The sequence below is a fragment of the Klebsiella sp. PK18 genome, assembly GCF_057784655.1.
Window position 1 is genome coordinate 4,846,631 of sequence record NZ_CM173493.1, and the last position, 15,995, is coordinate 4,862,625.

Genomic DNA, 15,995 nt, shown 5'->3' on the forward strand with positions numbered 1-15,995 from the left:
CTCCTTGCCATGCCGCCTGCAAACAACTAATATCAGGAATCATTATCATTTAGATTTGTATCTGGAAATCAAATGGCCTGGCGCTCCCTTTCTCTTAGCGACGAACTCATCTGGCGGGCTCCCTTCCCGACGGCTGAACGCGCGCTGGCGGAGAGTCTTCGGGCAAAAATCACTGCCCTGCGCCCTCATCTGCTGGATTTCCTGCGTCTTGATGAGCCTGCCCCGCCGCATGCGTTAACGCTCGCCGAGTGGTCGCAACCCATCGCGTTACGCACCCTGCTGGCCACCTGGTCCGATCATATCTATCGTCATCAGCCCACGCAGCCGCGTGAACAGAAGCCCCTGCTCTCGCTCTGGGCCCAGTGGTATATCGGCCTGCTGGTGCCGCCGCTGATGCTGGCGCTGCTTAATGAACCGCAGGGACTCAGCCTGGCGCCAGAACATTTCCATGTCGAATTTCACGAGAGCGGTCGGGCTGCCTGCTTCTGGATTGATGTGCATAACGATGCCAGGATAGCAGCGCTTTCACCGCAGGCGCGGATAGATGCCCTGGTGATTCGTACCCTGCAGCCGGTTGTTGAGGCGCTGGAAGCGACGGGCGAGATCAATGGCAAACTTATCTGGAGTAATACCGGCTATCTGATCAACTGGTATTTAGGTGAAATGCGCACGCTGCTGGGCGATGAGCAGGTCGCCGCTCTGCGTCAGCACTGCTTCTTTGAAAAACAGCTCGCCGATGGTCAGGATAACCCGCTGTGGCGAACGGTGGTGCTGCGTGAAGGGCTGTTAGTCCGACGCACCTGCTGCCAGCGCTATCGCCTGCCGGATGTCCAACAGTGCGGCGACTGCACGCTGAAATAACGCCCCCTACCTCAAAATTAACGGGCGGCCCTTGCCGCCCGTTGCTATTTATGCGGTCTGTTGACTCTCCTGCTCCGCCCGTTCGGCCTCTTCCGCTTCCTGAGCAAGCAGCTGTTTCTCATACACCTTAAAGAACGGGAAGTAGATAATCGCCGATACGCAGGCCAGAACGATCACCAGAACCGCCGCCCGAAAATCCCAGCCCAGCGCCCAGGCGCCGCCAATCGGTGCTGGCGCCGTCCACGGTACCACCGAGATAACGCGGCCAATCAGATCCAGCTTCATTGCTGCCCAGGCCAGCACCGCGTTCACCATTGGCGCCAGCAGGAACGGAATAAAGAACACCGGATTCATGACGATAGGCGTCCCAAAGATAACCGGCTCGTTAATGTTAAACAGGCTTGGCACCACGCTCAGACGACCAATGGAGCGCAAATGCGCTGAGCGGCTACGCAGATAACAGAACACCAGCCCCATGGTCGCCCCGGAACCACCAACCACTATGAAGAATGTCCAGAACGCCTCCATGAAGATATGCGGCAGAGGCGCCCCCTGGGCCAGCGCCTGCTGGTTCATACCGAGGTTGGTCAGCCAGAACATCTGCAGCATCCCGGACACAATCGCGGCACCGTGGATCCCGGCGAACCACAACAGGTGGCCAATAAGCACCGCCAGCAGAATTGCCGGCAGAGAGTCGGCTGCCGAAACGAGCGGTTTGAAGATGGCCATAATGGCCTGCGGGATCAGCATGTCAAAATGGTGCTGGATAAACAGACTCAGCGGATACAGCGTCAGCACGACCACCAGCACCGGGATCAACAGATCAAAGGAGTTTTTGATCATCGGCGGAACCTGGTCCGGCAAGCGGATCCCAATGTTGTGCGCTTTCAAAAAACGCATCATTTCCACGCAATAGATCGCCACCAGAATCGCGGTAAAGATCCCGGTCCCCCCGAGGCTATCCACCGGCAGCGTGCCATTGGTCTTCGGCGCGGCAATCAGCAAAAAGGCCATGATCGACAGCATTGCGCACATGAAGGGATCGAGCTGATTGGATTTCTCGTAGTGCTTACCGAGGTTATAGGAGATCGCCGCGCAGATGTAGATCGACATGATCCCCATCGTCATATCAAAGGGGGTCAGAATACGCCCCTCAAACTCTTTTGCCAGATCCAGCCAGGCGCGGGCAAAACCCCAGGTGGTATCCGGTGAGAAAGGTGGATAAGCAAACACCAGCAGGAACGATCCGACGATCATAAATGGCATCGCTGAGATAAAACCGTCACGGATAGCCATGACGTGGCGCTGCGATGAGATTCGCCCTGCTATGGGGCTTATGTAATTTTCTACAAAGCGAAATATCAAATTAAACGCAGCATGGTTAGCAGACATAGTAGCCCTCCTGACAGGCTATTGATACTGGCCCAACAACGATTACCCTGCCGTTACGATGACCGCTTTTTGATGCAGCAGGCCGCTGATGGATTACCGGCTATACTGCTCATGACGCAACGATTCATACACGGCTCTTATGTTATAAATAAAGTGAGAAGTGACTGTTCCAGTATTCATCTCTACGCGCACAACCGCAACCGGTTACAGTAACCGGTTACGGTGAATGTGAAGGAGATCGACAAAATAGAAAGAATCTGGATTGTCCGCGCTGTTATTTACACTCCGCCAGGCTTGTGACAGATTTAACCAGGCTTAAATCAGGAGAATCCAATGAGTCTGCAGTCTGTACGGCAGTTTTTTGCCGAACACGCCCCCGATATCGAAATTATTGAGTTAAATCAGAGTACCGCCACCGTCGCGCTCGCCGCTGCCGCACACAACGTTGAGCCTGGACAAATCGCCAAAACGCTGTCGCTCAAGATCAAGGATAAGATTGTACTGATCGTCGCCAGGGGCGATGCGCGGCTGGATAACAAAAAGCTGAAAGAGACCTTTGGTGCGAAAGCCAGAATGTTAAGCAGCGATGAGGTGGTGACCTGGACCGGTCATCCGGTAGGCGGCGTGTGCCCTTTTGGTCTGGAAAACCCGCTGGCCGTCTATTGCGACGTCTCGCTCAGGCACTATCAGGAGGTGCTACCCGCAGCGGGAGCCATTCACAGCGCCGTTCGTATTGAACCAGAACGATTGGCGCAGCTCACCGATGCGACATGGGTAGACGTGTGTTTATAGCCGCGTTACGCCACCTGTTTAACGGCGTTGTTCGCGCCTCTCATCGGTAAATGCAGCAAGATATCCGCCGCGTTTAATAAACCGATGTCTGAGCGAACCCCGAGCTTGGTCATGGCGTTAAATTTATGCGCGCGGATAGTTTTAATGTTCCGGTTCAGCTGTATCGCAATATCAGAAAGCGAATATCCCCACGACATATACCGAAGGATGGCGTGCTCCGTTGGACTTAGCGGATCGTTGCACGCCTCTCTGTCGCAAAATTGTTCGCTGCCGCTGAGGTGATGATTGTCCAGCAACTGTAACAAACGCTCCTGTAACCCGCGTCGCGGCGCGGATTTATTCAGTATGCCGTGCAGACAGGCCGGCATAAGATGGCCGATCAGATGCATTTCACTTTCATTATTAGCCAGAATAATTGCCTGGACTTCCGGCCGACACCGCGCCATTTCATGAACAAAAAGCAGACTCTCAGCTCGTGAAGAACGGCTTCCCGAAAGAGAAAAGATAATGGCCGACCAGGAAAACGATGTTTCCGCCGCCCTGAGCATACTGACATTTTTAAACAGATGAATATGATATCGGCTATTATCTTCACGACTAAAGATATAGCGCCAGGCCATTTCCGTCATCACACATTTCTCTACGATGGCGACATGGCGGGTTGTGCTATTTTTTTCCATTCCATTTGCTCCCCGTAAGCTGAATTGATATTCAGCTCTTGCATTCCCTGCACGCTGTTGATCCAGGCATACATTTCAGCATTGCTTCGCAGTGATAAGCGTCGCATTGCGCTATTTTTCTGCGCACTGATGGTTTTATTGCTCTTTTTCAACAGCGCAGCGATCTGATTGATTCCCCATCCCTTTGCCAGAAGACGCAAAACCTTGCGTTCCGAAAGGGTCAGCATCGCCGCAGAGTGGTAGCTTGCGAAATCGCTATCCTCGTCTCCGGTGAACAACGTCCGGCTAATTTGCTCAGCGGCACGACTGCCGGCGCAAATCACCTCAATCAACCGGTTAACCGGCTCACTCTCCGAGATCAGCGAACTTTCAGGGCGAATTAAAAGCTCAACGGCCAATGGATAGAGGCTGTCACTGACCATAAAAACCCAGTGAATATCACGATACTGCGTCATCAGAGAGTAATACCGCTCGCAGACGGCACGGGGATGCGCAATCTCGCCGGAGATATCCGCGACGACCAGCACTGCCCGCCGCAGTTGCAAAAGGGTGAGCTCATCATGAGAACGACAAAAACTGAGTTCGTAATCAGGGAGATTTTCATTAAAGATAACCTTTAACCCTGACTGCATGACGGGAATTTTACTAATAACAACACCAAACTTACCTTGTCCTGGTAACATAACACCTCCGCTTCCTGTCGAAGTTCCTTCGCCTGCCGGCAAACAATCGGCGCTTAACATCATCGCCTTATCATTCTCTGAATGAATATAAAAAGTATATTCATGGCCTGCGTACACGGTATACGTAACGACCGAACCGTGGTCATACCGTGTAAATATTATTGCTGTGTATACTTGCGATTAATATTAGCACAGACGCTCCTGCGCTAATAAATTAGAAAAGATAAAACTATTATTTAGCAAAAATAATTTCAGGCACGTGAGTTATAAAGCATTATCTTTGATTGTTTCTCTAAATGCTTTAGGCGACATCCCGCTATAGCGGCGGAAAAAGCGAGAAAAATAGGCAGCATCACTAAACCCTAAGTAATCAGAGAGTTGTGTTACCGTCATGCGGGTGTACTGCAGATTGCGTCGCGCTTCCAGCATCAGGCGTTGATGCAATACCCCCAGCGCGCTACAGCCATAGAACTCGCGGCATAAATAATTTAAGTGCGTGACCGACAACCCAATTAGCTTCGCATACTCCGCCAGCGGGAGATGCTGCCGATAGTGGCTCTCAATAAGTCGGGAAAAGTGGCGCATCATACTGCGCTTCCGCTCCGCTTTATCTTCCGTGGGCGGTGCGGGGCGGCACTGCCGGTTCAGCCAGACCAGCAGCGTCCCCAGCAACGAGTACAACATCATCTCCCGGGCATCATGCTCTTCGCAATATTCCTCGCGAAGCGCCGAAAATAGCGTATGCATATGCCCCCGGGAACGGCCTACCGGCACGCACTGCGGTACGCTAAGCACATCCAGCGGCCGGCCGAACTGGTTTTCAAACCGGCTCAGCAGCGGCAGCGCCAGGGAGAGCACATACCCTTGTGTCCCGGGTGAAAAATGAAACCCATGAATACAAAGGGCGGGAACCACCTGGATGCAGGACGCCGTCATCACCGCGGTGGCGCCTTCAATTTCGATCTCCGCCCGGCCCTGATGCAGGTAGAGGAGCTGGACCATTTCCGCATGCTGATGAACGCGAATATGCCACTCGTACAGACTGCTACGCTGCAAAATCGACTCGCAGTGCAGCAGGTCCGGCGTTGGCCAGCCGCGCTCTTCGCCATACAGCTTAAATACGGGGACGGCTTGTATGGGCGGCATAATCACTCCTCTTTAGTCAGGTAACGCGTTCCATGGGCAAGCCCACGTAGTTTTCCGCGATGGTGGTCAGCCCGGCGCGGGAGCCAAGGTAGTAGCGGCGGTCGGCGGCCTGCATTTTGGCGTCGAACGCATTCTGGTCCGGGAAATCATGCAGCAGGCGAGTCATAAACCAGCTAAAGCGTTCCCCTTTCCACACCCGATCCAGCGCCAGTTGCGAGTAGGTCGCCAGCAGATCGCTGCGGCCACGATGATAGTATTCACGCAGGATCCGCCACAGGTAGTTAACATCCGATGCCGCCAGGTTTAACCCTTTGGCGCCGGTTGGCGGAACGATATGCGCCGCATCTCCCACCAGAAACAGCCGCCCATACTGCATCGGCTCCACCACGAAACTGCGCAGCGGGGCAATGCTCTTCTCAAGTGAGTGACCAGTCACTAACCTGGATGCCAGGTCCTCCGGCAAGCGGCTTTTCAGCTCCTGCCAGAAACGTTCGTCCGACCAGGCTTCAACCTTATCGCTCAGCGGAACCTGTAGATAATAGCGGCTGCGCGTAAGTGAGCGCTGACTACACAATACAAACCCCCGCTGATGGTGTGCATAAATCAGCTCCGGATTGACCGGCGGCGTATCCGCCAGCAGGCCTAACCAACCAAACGGCCACACGCTCTCGTAGGTTTTGAGAATGTCAGCGGGAATGCTTTGCCGTGACACCCCGTGAAAACCGTCGCAACCGGCGATAAAGTCGCACTCCAGGCGGCAGGTTTCACCTTCGCTGAGGTAGGTGACCGTCGGTCGGTCGCTTTTCGCGTCATGAATAGCCACCTCGCTCACGCCATAGACGATCGGCGCGCCGCTGGCGGCCCGGGCCGCCATCAGATCGCGGGTCACTTCCGTCTGGCCATAAACCATCACACTCTTGCCGTCAGTCAGCTCGCTCAGTGCGACGGGTACCCGCTGGCCATCAAACAGAAACTCCACCCCATGATGCACCAGGCCTTCGGCATCCATCCGCTGCGCCACGCCCGCTTCGCGTAGCAGATCGACGGTGCCGCTTTCCAGAATTCCCGCGCGGATGCGCCCCAGCACATACTGTGGCGTTTGACGCTCGAGGATCACGGTATGGATCCCGGCGTTGTGCAACAACTGCCCCAGCAGCAGCCCGGAGGGACCTGCGCCAATAATCGCGACCTGTGTTTTCATAGGGTTGTCTCACTCTTGCAGGGTTAATTATTTGTATATTTTTTGTTTAATAAAAGTGCTTTCCTGCATTTTTGATAAGTCAGACGGGAAAAAGAAGGGATGAATGGCGGCAAAAATTGCACTTTTCACCAAACTGGCAAAAGTGTGGGATGCTTCAAATTCTGCCGCCCCGCCAGCCGGGACATTTTTGCATATTATTTGATCCCGCCCCCCTCAGCCGCTACGGCGCTTCAGGTTAAAGTATCGACAGATAACCAGACGTCGCGGACAGCAGAGGAATTATGCAGGTTGATCGGTCACAGCAGCGGGCAATCACACGATTGTGCATCCAGTGTGGTCTTTTTTTGTTACAGCACGGCGCCGAAAGTGCGCTGGTGGAAGAGCTATCCACCCGCCTCGGACGGGCGCTGGGAATGGACAGCGTCGAAAGCGCCATCTCGTCTAATGCCATCGTGCTGACCACCATTAAAGATGGCGAATGTCTCACCTCAACGCGTAAAAATGTCGACCGCGGCATCAATATGCATGTGGTAACGGAAGTGCAGCACATTGTGATCCTCGCCGAACATAAGCTGCTCGACTATCGCGATGTCGAGAAGCGCTTTGCGCAGATCGTTCCCTTGCGTTATCCGCGCTGGCTGCTGGTCATCATGGTGGGGCTCTCCTGCGCCTGTTTCTGCAAACTGAATAACGGCGGCTGGGACGGCGCGCTGGTCAGCTTCTGCGCCAGTACGGTAGCCATGTACATTCGCCAGGTGCTGACCCACCGGTCCATGCATCCGCAGATCAACTTCTGCATCACCGCCTTTGTCGCCACAACCATCTCCGGGCTGCTGCTGCGCCTCCCGGCCTTTGCCAGTACGCCGACCATTGCCATGGCCGCCAGCGTCCTGCTGCTGGTTCCGGGTTTTCCTTTGATCAACGCCGTCGCCGATATGTTTAAAGGGCATATTAATACGGGGCTCGCCCGCTGGGCGATCGCCAGCCTGTTAACCCTTGCCACCTGCATTGGCGTGGTGATGGCGATGACCGTATGGGGGCTGCGCGGATGGGCATAATCTCGTTTATTTTCGCACTGGCGGAAGACATGCTGCTGGCGGCAATCCCCGCCGTTGGTTTTGCCATGGTCTTTAATGTCCCCCAGCGCGCCTTGCGCTGGTGCGCGCTGCTGGGGGCGATCGGTCACGGCTCGCGCATGGTCATGATGAGCGCCGGTTTTAACATTGAATGGGCCACCTTTCTCGCCGCGCTGCTGGTGGGCAGCATCGGCATTCAGTGGTCACGCTGGTATCTGGCGCATCCGAAGATTTTTACCGTCGCCGCCGTGATCCCGATGTTTCCCGGCATCTCGGCCTATACCGCGATGATCTCCGCGGTAAAGATCAGCCATTTTGGCTATTCTGAAGAGATGATGATTTTGCTGCTGAGCAATTTTTTAAAGGCGTCGTCTATTGTGGGCGCCCTTTCTATTGGCCTGTCGATACCCGGTCTGTGGCTGTATCGTAAGCGCCCTCGCGTCTGACCCCGGCGTCGCGGTACAGCCGCGACGCTCCTTCCGCGATGGGCTCTGTGCTACTATGTGCAGATCACCCCACTCTTTGCAGTTCAGAGTTGAGATAGAGTTATGTCTTCGCGAATTTTAACCTCCCATTTTAGCGGCCTGGAAGAGTTCCTCCAGCAGCACGCGGCGCTGCTGGCGAAATCAACTGACGGCACCGTTGCCGTTTTTGCCAATAACGCGCCGGCATTCTATGCGCTGACGCCAGCGCGGCTGGCGCAGTTGCTGGAGCTGGAAGCCAGGCTGGCGCGCCCCGGCAGCGACATCGCCCTTGACCCGCAGTTTTTCGAGGAGCCATCCGCGGCGCCAGTTGCGGTGCCAATGGGCAAATTTGCCATGTACGCCGACTGGCAGCCTGACGCCGATTTTCAGCGCCTGGCCGCGCTATGGGGCATTGCCCTGAGCCAGCCAGTCACGCCGGAAGAGCTGGCTGCCTTCGTCGCTTACTGGCAGGCGGAAGGTAAAGTGTTTCACCACGTGCAGTGGCAGCAGAAGCTGGCGCGTAGCGTGCAAATCAGCCGCGCCAGCAACGGCGGACAGCCGAAGCGCGATGTGAACAGCGTGAGCGAACCCGACAGTCATATTCCGCGAGGTTTCCGAGGATGAGCATGAAAAACGTGGGCGACCTGATGAAGCGTCTGCAGAAAATGATGCCGGCCCATATCGAACCGGCGTTTAAAACCGGCGAAGAACTGCTGGCCTGGCAAAAAGAGCAAGGCCGGCTGCGTTCCGAAGCGCTGGAGCGGGAGAATCGCGCGATGAAAATGCAGCGCACCTTCAACCGCTCAGGGATCCGCCCGCTGCATCAGAACTGTTCCTTTGATAACTACCGCGTCGAGTGCGAAGGACAGATGAACGCCCTCGCCCGCGCACGTCAGTATGTGGAAGAGTTCGATGGCAATATCGCCAGCTTTATCTTCTCCGGTAAACCGGGGACCGGCAAAAATCACCTGGCGGCAGCCATCTGCAACGAGCTGCTGCTGCGCGGGAAGTCGGTCTTAATCATCACCGTGGCCGATATTATGTCGGCGATGAAAGATACCTTTGGCAACCGGGAAACGAGCGAAGAGCAGTTACTGAGCGACCTCAGCAAAGTCGACCTGTTAGTGATTGATGAAATTGGTATGCAGACGGAGTCTCGCTATGAGAAGGTCATTATCAATCAGATAGTTGACCGTCGTTCTTCATCCAAACGGCCTACCGGGATGCTCACCAACAGTAATATGGAAGAGATGAACAAGCTGCTCGGCGAACGGGTAATGGACCGTATGCGGCTGGGGAACAGTCTGTGGGTTATCTTCAACTGGGAAAGTTACCGGCACCGCGTCACTGGCAAGGAGTATTAAGAGATTTCCGGACGATGACGGCGTTATACTAAAGCGATTATTCAGTCACGCTTATGAGTCCGTCTATGAAATCGTTTAAAAATGGCTTACTTGCCGCTTTTGCCGCCAGTGCATTTACCCTCGCCGGCGCTCACGCTGCCTCCTGGCAGGATTCTCTTAACAGCGCCGCCAGCCAGCTTAGCGGCAGCAGCACCCAGGCTGGCAGCGGCGGCATGTCCGTCTCCTCGCTAACCAGCCTGCTCAGCGGCAGCAGCCAGTCTCTGACCGCCAGCAGCATGAATAATGCGGCCGGGATCCTGTCATATTGCGCGCAACAGAAACTGGCCTCCGTGACCAGCGCCGATAACGTCAAAAACCAGGTGCTGGATAAACTGGGACTCAGCACGCCGGAAAAACAGAAACAAGACACCAACTATCTCGATGGCCTGCAGGGCTTGCTCAACAGTAATAACGGCCAGCAGCTGGACCTGAATACGCTTGGCAACAGCTCGCTGGCGAAACAGGTGAAAACCAAAGCCTGCGATCTGGTCTTAAAACAGGGCGTTAACTTCCTCTCCTGATACGTACTGCTCATGCCGCGTTTGTTGCCTTCGCGACGGCAGCGCGGCCTGAAACGGTTTTTTTACCCTTTTTCCCTCTCCGCTTCCCCGCCACACCCGATGCGACACCGATCAAAAAAGGCAACATCTAAACCAATTCTGAATAACTGCACAGTTTCATGACGCTAGAATTGCAGCAAGATGGCGCTGCAATTACAGTGTGGCGTGAAAAGTAATCTATTCTGCCAGCCGACAACTGGCGCTAATGAGGATGAGCTGTGTCAGAGTTGTTATCCATCGCCTTATTTTTAGCTTCGGTGGTGCTGTATGCCTGGAAAGCGGGTCGTAACACCTGGTGGTTTGCCGCCACGCTCACGGTGTTAGGTCTGTTCGTGGTGCTGAATATCACCCTCTACGCCAGCGACTACTTTACCGGCGACGGCATCAACGACGCGGTGCTCTATACCCTGACCAACAGCCTGACTGGCGCCGGGATCGGCAAATATATTCTGCCGGGCGTCGGGGTGGGCGTCGCGCTGGTTGCCGTCTTTGGCGCGCTGGGCTGGGTGCTGCGCCGCCGTCGGCATCATCCTCATCACGTCGGTTACAGCCTGGCGGCGCTGCTGCTGGCGCTGGCCTCCGTGGATGCCAGCCCGGCCTTCCATCAGATCAGCGAGCTGGTGAAATCGCAGTCACGGGAAGGTGACCCGGACTTTGCCGCATACTACAAAGAGCCGTCGAAGCGTATCGACAATCCACAGCTGAACCTGGTCTATATCTATGGCGAAAGCCTCGAGCGTACCTATTTTGATAACGACGCCTTTCCTAACCTCACCCCTGAGCTCGGCAAAATAAAAGATCAGGGCCTCGATTTCAGCAATACCATGCAGCTCCCGGGGACGGATTACACCATCGCCGGTATGGTCGCCTCGCAGTGCGGCATTCCGCTGTTCGCGCCGTTTGAAGGCAACGCCTCGGCCTCGGTCTCCAGCTTCTTTCCCCAGAATATCTGCCTTGGCGATATCCTGAAAAACTCCGGCTATGAAAACTATTTTGTGCAGGGAGCCAACCTGCGCTTTGCCGGCAAAGACGTGTTTCTCAAATCCCACGGCTTCGATCACCTGTACGGGGCGGAAGAGCTCAAAACTACGGTAGCGGATCCCGCCTATCGCAACGACTGGGGCTTCTATGACGACACCGTGCTCGATGAGACGTGGAAAAAATTCGAAGAGCTGTCGCGCTCCGGTAAACGCTTCTCGCTGTTCGCCCTGACGGTGGATACCCACCACCCCGATGGCTTTATCTCGCGCACCTGCGAGCGTAAACGCTATGACGTGGACGGTAAGAAAAACCTCTCCTTCAGCGCCGTTAGCTGCAGCCAGGAACATATCGCCGCGCTGATAGAGAAGATTAAAGCCTCACCCTATTTCAAAAACACGGTCATCGTGGTCTCTTCCGATCACCTGGCCATGAAAAACAGCGCCTGGGATTACCTCAACAAGCACGATCGCAGCAATCTGTTCTTCGTCCTGCGCGGCGATAAACCGCAGCAGGAGACCCTGGCGGTGAAACGCAACACCATGGATAACGGCGCGACGGTGCTCGATATTCTCGGCGGCGATAACTATATCGGCCTCGGGCGCAGCAGCCTCTCCGGCCAGTCGCTCTCCGGTATTTTCATGAATATGAAAGAGAAGGTCCTGGCCTGGAAACCGGACGTGATCCGCCTGTGGAACTTCCCGAAAGAGATGAAAAACTTCACCATCGATTCGCAGAAGAACATGATCGCCTTCTCCGGCAGCCATTTCCGTCTGCCGCTACTGCTCAGGGTATCAAACCAGCGCGTTGAACCGCTGCCGGAGAGCGAATACTCTGCGCCGCTGCGCTTCCAGCTGGCCGATTTCGCGCCGCGGGATAATTTCGTCTGGGTCGATCGCTGCTATAAAATGGGGCAGCTGTGGGCGCCTGAACTCGCGCTCTCTACCGACTGGTGCGTCTCGCAGGGGCAGCTGGGCGGTGAGCAAAAGGTTCAGCACGTCGATAAGCCGCAGTGGCAAGGCAAAACCGCTTTCAGGGATACCCTTATCGATATGGAGCGCTATAAGGGGAACGTCGATACGCTAAAAGTCGTCGACAACGATATTCGCTACAAGGCCGACAGCTTCGTGTTTAACGTCGCCGGCGCCCCGGAAGAGGTCAAGCAGTTCAGCGGCATTTCGCGTCCCGAGTCCTGGGGTCGGTGGTCCAATGCCCAGCTGGGCAGCGACGTGAAGATTGAATATAAAGAGCCGCTACCGGAAAAATTTGATCTGGTGATCACCGCCAAAGCTTACGGCCCAAACGCCAATAAGCCGATCCCGGTGCGGGTAGGTGAAAGTGAGCAAGTGCTTACGCTGGCCAATGATGTGACCACTACGACGCTGCATTTCGACAACCCGTCGCGCAGCAACACCCTGACCATCACTCCGCCGGACCCGCAGTCCACCAACGAGGGCAATATCCTCGGTCACTCCCCGCGTCAGCTGGGGATCGGCATGGTGGAGATCAAAGTGGTGAAAAGCGAAGGCTAAAACCATCCTGCCCGGCGGGTTTCCGCGCCGGGCAACGGTTGCCGTGGCAGGGCGTTAACCCTACAGCGGCTGTAGTTCATCAGCCGACAGTCCAGTGATTTTCTGTACCATCTCTTTGTCGAGGCCATTTTGTAACATACTGCCGGCAATGCGCAGCGCCTCGCGCCGGCTTCCTTCCTGCAAGCCCTCCTGGTGCCCTTCTTCCCGGCCTTCTAGTCGACCTTCTTGCCGACCTTCCTGCTTAAGCTTTTGCGCGATAGACATCAGTGTCTCCTCATACTGTGGCAGACGGCGGGCCAGCCGGCGGAGAAACACGCCCGGCTCGGCCGTATTACCGTACTGCAGCATATAGTGAAACAGCATTCTCAACTGCCGACGGTTAGTGTATCCCAGCATCACAACGGCCGCCAACGACTCCGTTATGCCGCTGAGATCGCGCTGGCGAATATGTTTTTGCATCAGCTCCAGCAAGGCGACTCGCCGATGCTGCACGATGTCATCGTCCGGCATCACCGTAACGTCGATCAACGGAAACGAACAGCCATACAGCGTCTTCGCCATTTGCGGGTCGGCAAATTCATCCAGCCAGTTGAGGGAAAAGGGGTATGGACTGGTCACTCCGTGATAAAAAAGCATCGGCACCACCAACGGCAGCGTTTTGTGCCCGGCATCCAGATGGCGCTGCATTGCGGCAATCGCATAGCGCATCAGGCGAAACGCCATATGGTTATCCGGTGAGCTCTGATGCTCTATCACCACATAAACATACCCCGCACCGCAGGTAGTTTGCACCGACCAGAGGACGTCCGAATACCAGGCGCGCAGATCCTCATCGATAAAGCTCGCCGATTGCAGTCTCAGGGTAGCGAAATCGCACTGCTGGCGGATCGCTTCGGGAAGGTAGAGGGCGAGGAAATCATTCGCCGTCTCCGGGTGGCGAAGAAATCGTTTAAAGACCGCATCGTGCGGCGTCGAGGTCATCCGTTTTTTCATGGCCATCCGCTTGCCTGAAAGAGAAGGAAAGCCGGACTCTACCACCGGTTTTTGCCCGGTGGGGTTTGACGATAATTTTCTGGGAAGCGCCTCGGAGAATAGCATGGCGGCCAGCCCGGCTGGCCGCCATCAACACAGCTTAGTAATCAAACTGACGGTAGTAACGGCGGATATTGAGGTCGTGGCCGGTATGGTGTTCAAAGTGGGCCGCCAGCCGATCCACCAGCAGGGTGGACACCACGCACGGCGCCATAATCCAGCGGAACGCGTCATCAATGCCGTTCAGCGGATAGTCGCGCGGGTCGATTACCACCAGATGGTCAGTTATCTTTTCGGCAAAGCGTTCGACGCGCTCGTCCAGCGCCCGGCATTTCCCCTCTCCTTTCACCAGAAACAGCGGGACCTCTTTTTCCAGCAGCTCCAGGGTGCCGTGGAAAAATTCAGCCGAGCTCACGGATTTCGTCCGCTTCCACTGCATCTCTTCGAGAATACACATTGAGAACAGGTAAACCTCGCCCCACATTTCCGCGCCGCCAATCCACATCATATAGTCGCAGTCGTGGTATTGTGCGGCAATGCTATCCGCCTGGAGATCGAACTGGCGTTTGGCCTGCAGAAGATTTTCCGGCAGTAATTCGAGCTGGCTGGCAAATCGCGCATAATTTTCAAACTCGCCGTGACGATAAATAACGCGGAAGAATAACCAGTACAGCAGCATATATTCATATTCCACACCGTTCTTGTGGCACATCGGAATATGCCAGCTGGCGGCGGCGGCCAATGGCGAGTCGGCATGACGGGTAATAGCCACCACGCGGATCCCCTGCGCCTTGCACCACTCGGCAATAGCCACCGACTCTTTGGTATCACCGGATTTAGATAACGTAACGACAACTGCATCTTTATTTAATTTTTTATGTCCGCGATGAATTAATTCGGCCGCCTGCTCAAGATATACCGGCACACTGGTTAATGCTTTGGCAAACTCATTAATGGCCATCATCGGTGCCAGAGAACCGCCTACCGAGGCAAAAAATAATGCGCTGCAGCCGCTGTCATAAATATCGTCGGCCACGATTTCAGCCTGTTTACGCGCAGCGATGATCTCGCGAGCACTGGTCAGGTACTCGTCCTGATTAAAACCCAACATAGTTTTCTCCTGAATATTCAGATTTTACTTTTTAATACGCGGTCAAAATCGTCAAAAATACGTTTAGCCAGATCGATGCCTTTCAGTCCGGCGGTATGCCAGGCCAGCATCTGGACGGGAACAATCAGCAACAGCGGCGCCAGGTGATGCTCGCACGGACAGTTTAGCGCCAGCGTCTGCGCATCCTCGTCATCGCTCAGCGTTAGCGTAAAAGCCCGGGCAATGGACGGCGCCATATAGTCCCGCAGCGCCCGGGTTCGCGCATCCGGCGCATCTTCAATAAACAGCATCACATGGCGGGTGTTGGCTTCCAGATAGGGACCGTGCATATAGGCTTCCAGCTCAAAGCCGCTGGAAGGCACGCGCACAGTTTCAGTAAATTTGGTTTCAAATTCCTTCGCCACGCCAACCAGCGCACCGTAGCCGGTGGCGACAAAGCGCTCCCCGCTCCGCAGCGTTTCGCTATACCGGTCGATAAAGCGCGAGGTGCGGGCGATAACATCCGGGATCGCCGCAAGCAGCCGCTGGAATTCAGCGAGATAGTGCTGCTCCTCCACCTCGCTGACTTTCCCCTGCTGACGAGCAATGATCAGCGCTATCAGCAACAGATTCAGCACCGTCGCGCTAAAACCGCGGGTCACAAACCCTACGCTCTCGATCCCGGTATTGATATCCAGAACGCCATCGCAAGCGCGGGCTATCGGGCTTTGCGGGTCGGAGGTCAGGGCAAACACCGGCAGTCCTGAGGCCTGTACCTTACGCATCGCCTCCAGCGTTGACGCGCTTTTCCCGCTCTGTGAAATCGCCACCACCAGATCGGTATGCGGGTCGATCGCTTCGTAATGGGTAAAGTTGTACGGCTCTTTAATGTCAACCAGCACACCGAAGCGTTGTTCAAAGAAATAGCGCGCGCACAGCGCGGCATTCAGCGACGATCCGGTCGCCAGCAGCAAAATTCGGCGTACCGGGTGCTGGCGGGCAAAGGTCTCAATCGCCGCCAGCTTTTGCCGGTAGCCACGCAGGATCTGCGCCAGGCAGGCCGGCTCTTCACTGATATAGGTCATCATTGTTGGTCGCATAGCTC

Annotated in this window: 16 protein-coding genes; 8 read left to right on the plus strand and 8 right to left on the minus strand. The window is 55.4% G+C overall.

Annotation, left to right across the window (positions count from 1 at the left end):
* Nucleotides 1-72 precede the first annotated feature (72 nt).
* On the plus strand, nucleotides 73-861 hold the full coding sequence (gene fhuF, locus AC3EMD_RS23830; protein WP_063106316.1) for a siderophore-iron reductase FhuF: 789 nt from the start codon (nucleotides 73-75) through the stop codon (nucleotides 859-861).
* A 48-nt stretch (nucleotides 862-909) separates the two neighbouring features.
* Here fhuF and AC3EMD_RS23835 read toward each other — a convergent pair whose 3' ends face one another.
* Nucleotides 910-2,253 carry a PTS cellobiose transporter subunit IIC gene (locus tag AC3EMD_RS23835; protein WP_008807536.1) on the minus strand — a complete coding sequence of 448 codons (1,344 nt, stop codon included), beginning with the start codon at nucleotides 2,251-2,253 and terminating at the stop codon, nucleotides 910-912.
* 333 nt (nucleotides 2,254-2,586) lie between these two features.
* Between AC3EMD_RS23835 and AC3EMD_RS23840 the strand changes: the two genes are divergently transcribed.
* The gene (locus tag AC3EMD_RS23840; RefSeq protein WP_008807537.1) at nucleotides 2,587-3,045 is read left to right on the plus strand and encodes a YbaK/EbsC family protein; all 459 of its coding nucleotides are present in this window, start codon (nucleotides 2,587-2,589) and stop codon (nucleotides 3,043-3,045) included.
* A 5-nt stretch (nucleotides 3,046-3,050) separates the two neighbouring features.
* On the opposite strand, the gene bglJ is transcribed toward AC3EMD_RS23840, so the two are convergent.
* The 4 genes from bglJ to pobA form a co-directional block, all read right to left on the minus strand.
* On the minus strand, nucleotides 3,051-3,725 hold the full coding sequence (gene bglJ, locus AC3EMD_RS23845; protein WP_302073797.1) for a DNA-binding transcriptional activator BglJ: 675 nt from the start codon (nucleotides 3,723-3,725) through the stop codon (nucleotides 3,051-3,053).
* Nucleotides 3,686-4,408: a helix-turn-helix transcriptional regulator gene (locus tag AC3EMD_RS23850; protein WP_008807539.1), complete on the minus strand. Its 723-nt coding sequence runs from the start codon at nucleotides 4,406-4,408 to the stop codon at nucleotides 3,686-3,688. The genes bglJ and AC3EMD_RS23850 overlap by 40 nt, the downstream gene beginning before the upstream one ends.
* Before the next feature lie 264 nt (nucleotides 4,409-4,672).
* Complete coding sequence (locus tag AC3EMD_RS23855; protein ID WP_023339552.1) at nucleotides 4,673-5,554, minus strand: helix-turn-helix domain-containing protein; 882 nt, start codon at nucleotides 5,552-5,554, stop codon at nucleotides 4,673-4,675.
* A 16-nt stretch (nucleotides 5,555-5,570) separates the two neighbouring features.
* Nucleotides 5,571-6,755: a 4-hydroxybenzoate 3-monooxygenase gene (pobA, locus tag AC3EMD_RS23860; RefSeq protein WP_022065581.1), complete on the minus strand. Its 1,185-nt coding sequence runs from the start codon at nucleotides 6,753-6,755 to the stop codon at nucleotides 5,571-5,573.
* A gap of 281 nt (nucleotides 6,756-7,036) precedes the next feature.
* Here pobA and AC3EMD_RS23865 point away from each other — a divergent pair, with 281 nt between their 5' ends.
* From AC3EMD_RS23865 to opgB, 6 genes are all read left to right on the plus strand, one after another.
* Nucleotides 7,037-7,813 carry a threonine/serine exporter family protein gene (locus tag AC3EMD_RS23865; protein WP_008807542.1) on the plus strand — a complete coding sequence of 259 codons (777 nt, stop codon included), beginning with the start codon at nucleotides 7,037-7,039 and terminating at the stop codon, nucleotides 7,811-7,813.
* A complete protein-coding gene (locus AC3EMD_RS23870; protein ID WP_012542936.1) occupies nucleotides 7,804-8,277 on the plus strand; it encodes a threonine/serine exporter in 474 nt (157 codons plus the stop codon). The genes AC3EMD_RS23865 and AC3EMD_RS23870 overlap by 10 nt, the downstream gene beginning before the upstream one ends.
* Nucleotides 8,278-8,379: 102 nt before the next feature.
* Nucleotides 8,380-8,919, plus strand: a complete 540-nt coding sequence (gene dnaT / locus AC3EMD_RS23875) for a primosomal protein DnaT (protein WP_008807544.1) — start codon at nucleotides 8,380-8,382, stop codon at nucleotides 8,917-8,919.
* A gap of 2 nt (nucleotides 8,920-8,921) precedes the next feature.
* Nucleotides 8,922-9,659: a replicative helicase loader DnaC gene (gene dnaC, locus AC3EMD_RS23880; protein ID WP_008807545.1), complete on the plus strand. Its 738-nt coding sequence runs from the start codon at nucleotides 8,922-8,924 to the stop codon at nucleotides 9,657-9,659.
* A 65-nt stretch (nucleotides 9,660-9,724) separates the two neighbouring features.
* Nucleotides 9,725-10,219, plus strand: coding sequence for a YjjA family protein (locus tag AC3EMD_RS23885; RefSeq protein ID WP_008807546.1), 495 nt, complete (start codon nucleotides 9,725-9,727; stop codon nucleotides 10,217-10,219).
* 257 nt (nucleotides 10,220-10,476) lie between these two features.
* Complete coding sequence (gene opgB / locus AC3EMD_RS23890) at nucleotides 10,477-12,768, plus strand: phosphatidylglycerol--membrane-oligosaccharide glycerophosphotransferase (protein WP_012542938.1); 2,292 nt, start codon at nucleotides 10,477-10,479, stop codon at nucleotides 12,766-12,768.
* A 60-nt stretch (nucleotides 12,769-12,828) separates the two neighbouring features.
* Here the strand turns inward: opgB and AC3EMD_RS23895 are convergent, their stop codons facing one another.
* From AC3EMD_RS23895 to AC3EMD_RS23905, 3 genes are all read right to left on the minus strand, one after another.
* Complete coding sequence (locus tag AC3EMD_RS23895) at nucleotides 12,829-13,767, minus strand: Rpn family recombination-promoting nuclease/putative transposase (protein ID WP_165451823.1); 939 nt, start codon at nucleotides 13,765-13,767, stop codon at nucleotides 12,829-12,831.
* 133 nt (nucleotides 13,768-13,900) lie between these two features.
* Nucleotides 13,901-14,911, minus strand: coding sequence for an SIS domain-containing protein (locus AC3EMD_RS23900; RefSeq protein WP_064171332.1), 1,011 nt, complete (start codon nucleotides 14,909-14,911; stop codon nucleotides 13,901-13,903).
* A gap of 17 nt (nucleotides 14,912-14,928) precedes the next feature.
* Nucleotides 14,929-15,990: an SIS domain-containing protein gene (locus tag AC3EMD_RS23905; protein WP_080930469.1), complete on the minus strand. Its 1,062-nt coding sequence runs from the start codon at nucleotides 15,988-15,990 to the stop codon at nucleotides 14,929-14,931.
* Nucleotides 15,991-15,995 lie beyond the last annotated feature (5 nt).

Coding starts and splice junctions, on each gene's coding strand:
- fhuF (WP_063106316.1), top strand. CDS start 73: ATGGCCTGGCGCTCCCTTTCTCTTAGCGACGAACTCATCTGGCGGGCT.
- AC3EMD_RS23835 (WP_008807536.1), bottom strand. CDS start 2,253: ATGTCTGCTAACCATGCTGCGTTTAATTTGATATTTCGCTTTGTAGAA.
- AC3EMD_RS23840 (WP_008807537.1), top strand. CDS start 2,587: ATGAGTCTGCAGTCTGTACGGCAGTTTTTTGCCGAACACGCCCCCGAT.
- bglJ (WP_302073797.1), bottom strand. CDS start 3,725: ATGGAAAAAAATAGCACAACCCGCCATGTCGCCATCGTAGAGAAATGT.
- AC3EMD_RS23850 (WP_008807539.1), bottom strand. CDS start 4,408: ATGTTACCAGGACAAGGTAAGTTTGGTGTTGTTATTAGTAAAATTCCC.
- AC3EMD_RS23855 (WP_023339552.1), bottom strand. CDS start 5,554: ATGCCGCCCATACAAGCCGTCCCCGTATTTAAGCTGTATGGCGAAGAG.
- pobA (WP_022065581.1), bottom strand. CDS start 6,755: ATGAAAACACAGGTCGCGATTATTGGCGCAGGTCCCTCCGGGCTGCTG.
- AC3EMD_RS23865 (WP_008807542.1), top strand. CDS start 7,037: ATGCAGGTTGATCGGTCACAGCAGCGGGCAATCACACGATTGTGCATC.
- AC3EMD_RS23870 (WP_012542936.1), top strand. CDS start 7,804: ATGGGCATAATCTCGTTTATTTTCGCACTGGCGGAAGACATGCTGCTG.
- dnaT (WP_008807544.1), top strand. CDS start 8,380: ATGTCTTCGCGAATTTTAACCTCCCATTTTAGCGGCCTGGAAGAGTTC.
- dnaC (WP_008807545.1), top strand. CDS start 8,922: ATGAAAAACGTGGGCGACCTGATGAAGCGTCTGCAGAAAATGATGCCG.
- AC3EMD_RS23885 (WP_008807546.1), top strand. CDS start 9,725: ATGAAATCGTTTAAAAATGGCTTACTTGCCGCTTTTGCCGCCAGTGCA.
- AC3EMD_RS23895 (WP_165451823.1), bottom strand. CDS start 13,767: ATGGCCATGAAAAAACGGATGACCTCGACGCCGCACGATGCGGTCTTT.
- AC3EMD_RS23900 (WP_064171332.1), bottom strand. CDS start 14,911: ATGTTGGGTTTTAATCAGGACGAGTACCTGACCAGTGCTCGCGAGATC.
- AC3EMD_RS23905 (WP_080930469.1), bottom strand. CDS start 15,990: ATGCGACCAACAATGATGACCTATATCAGTGAAGAGCCGGCCTGCCTG.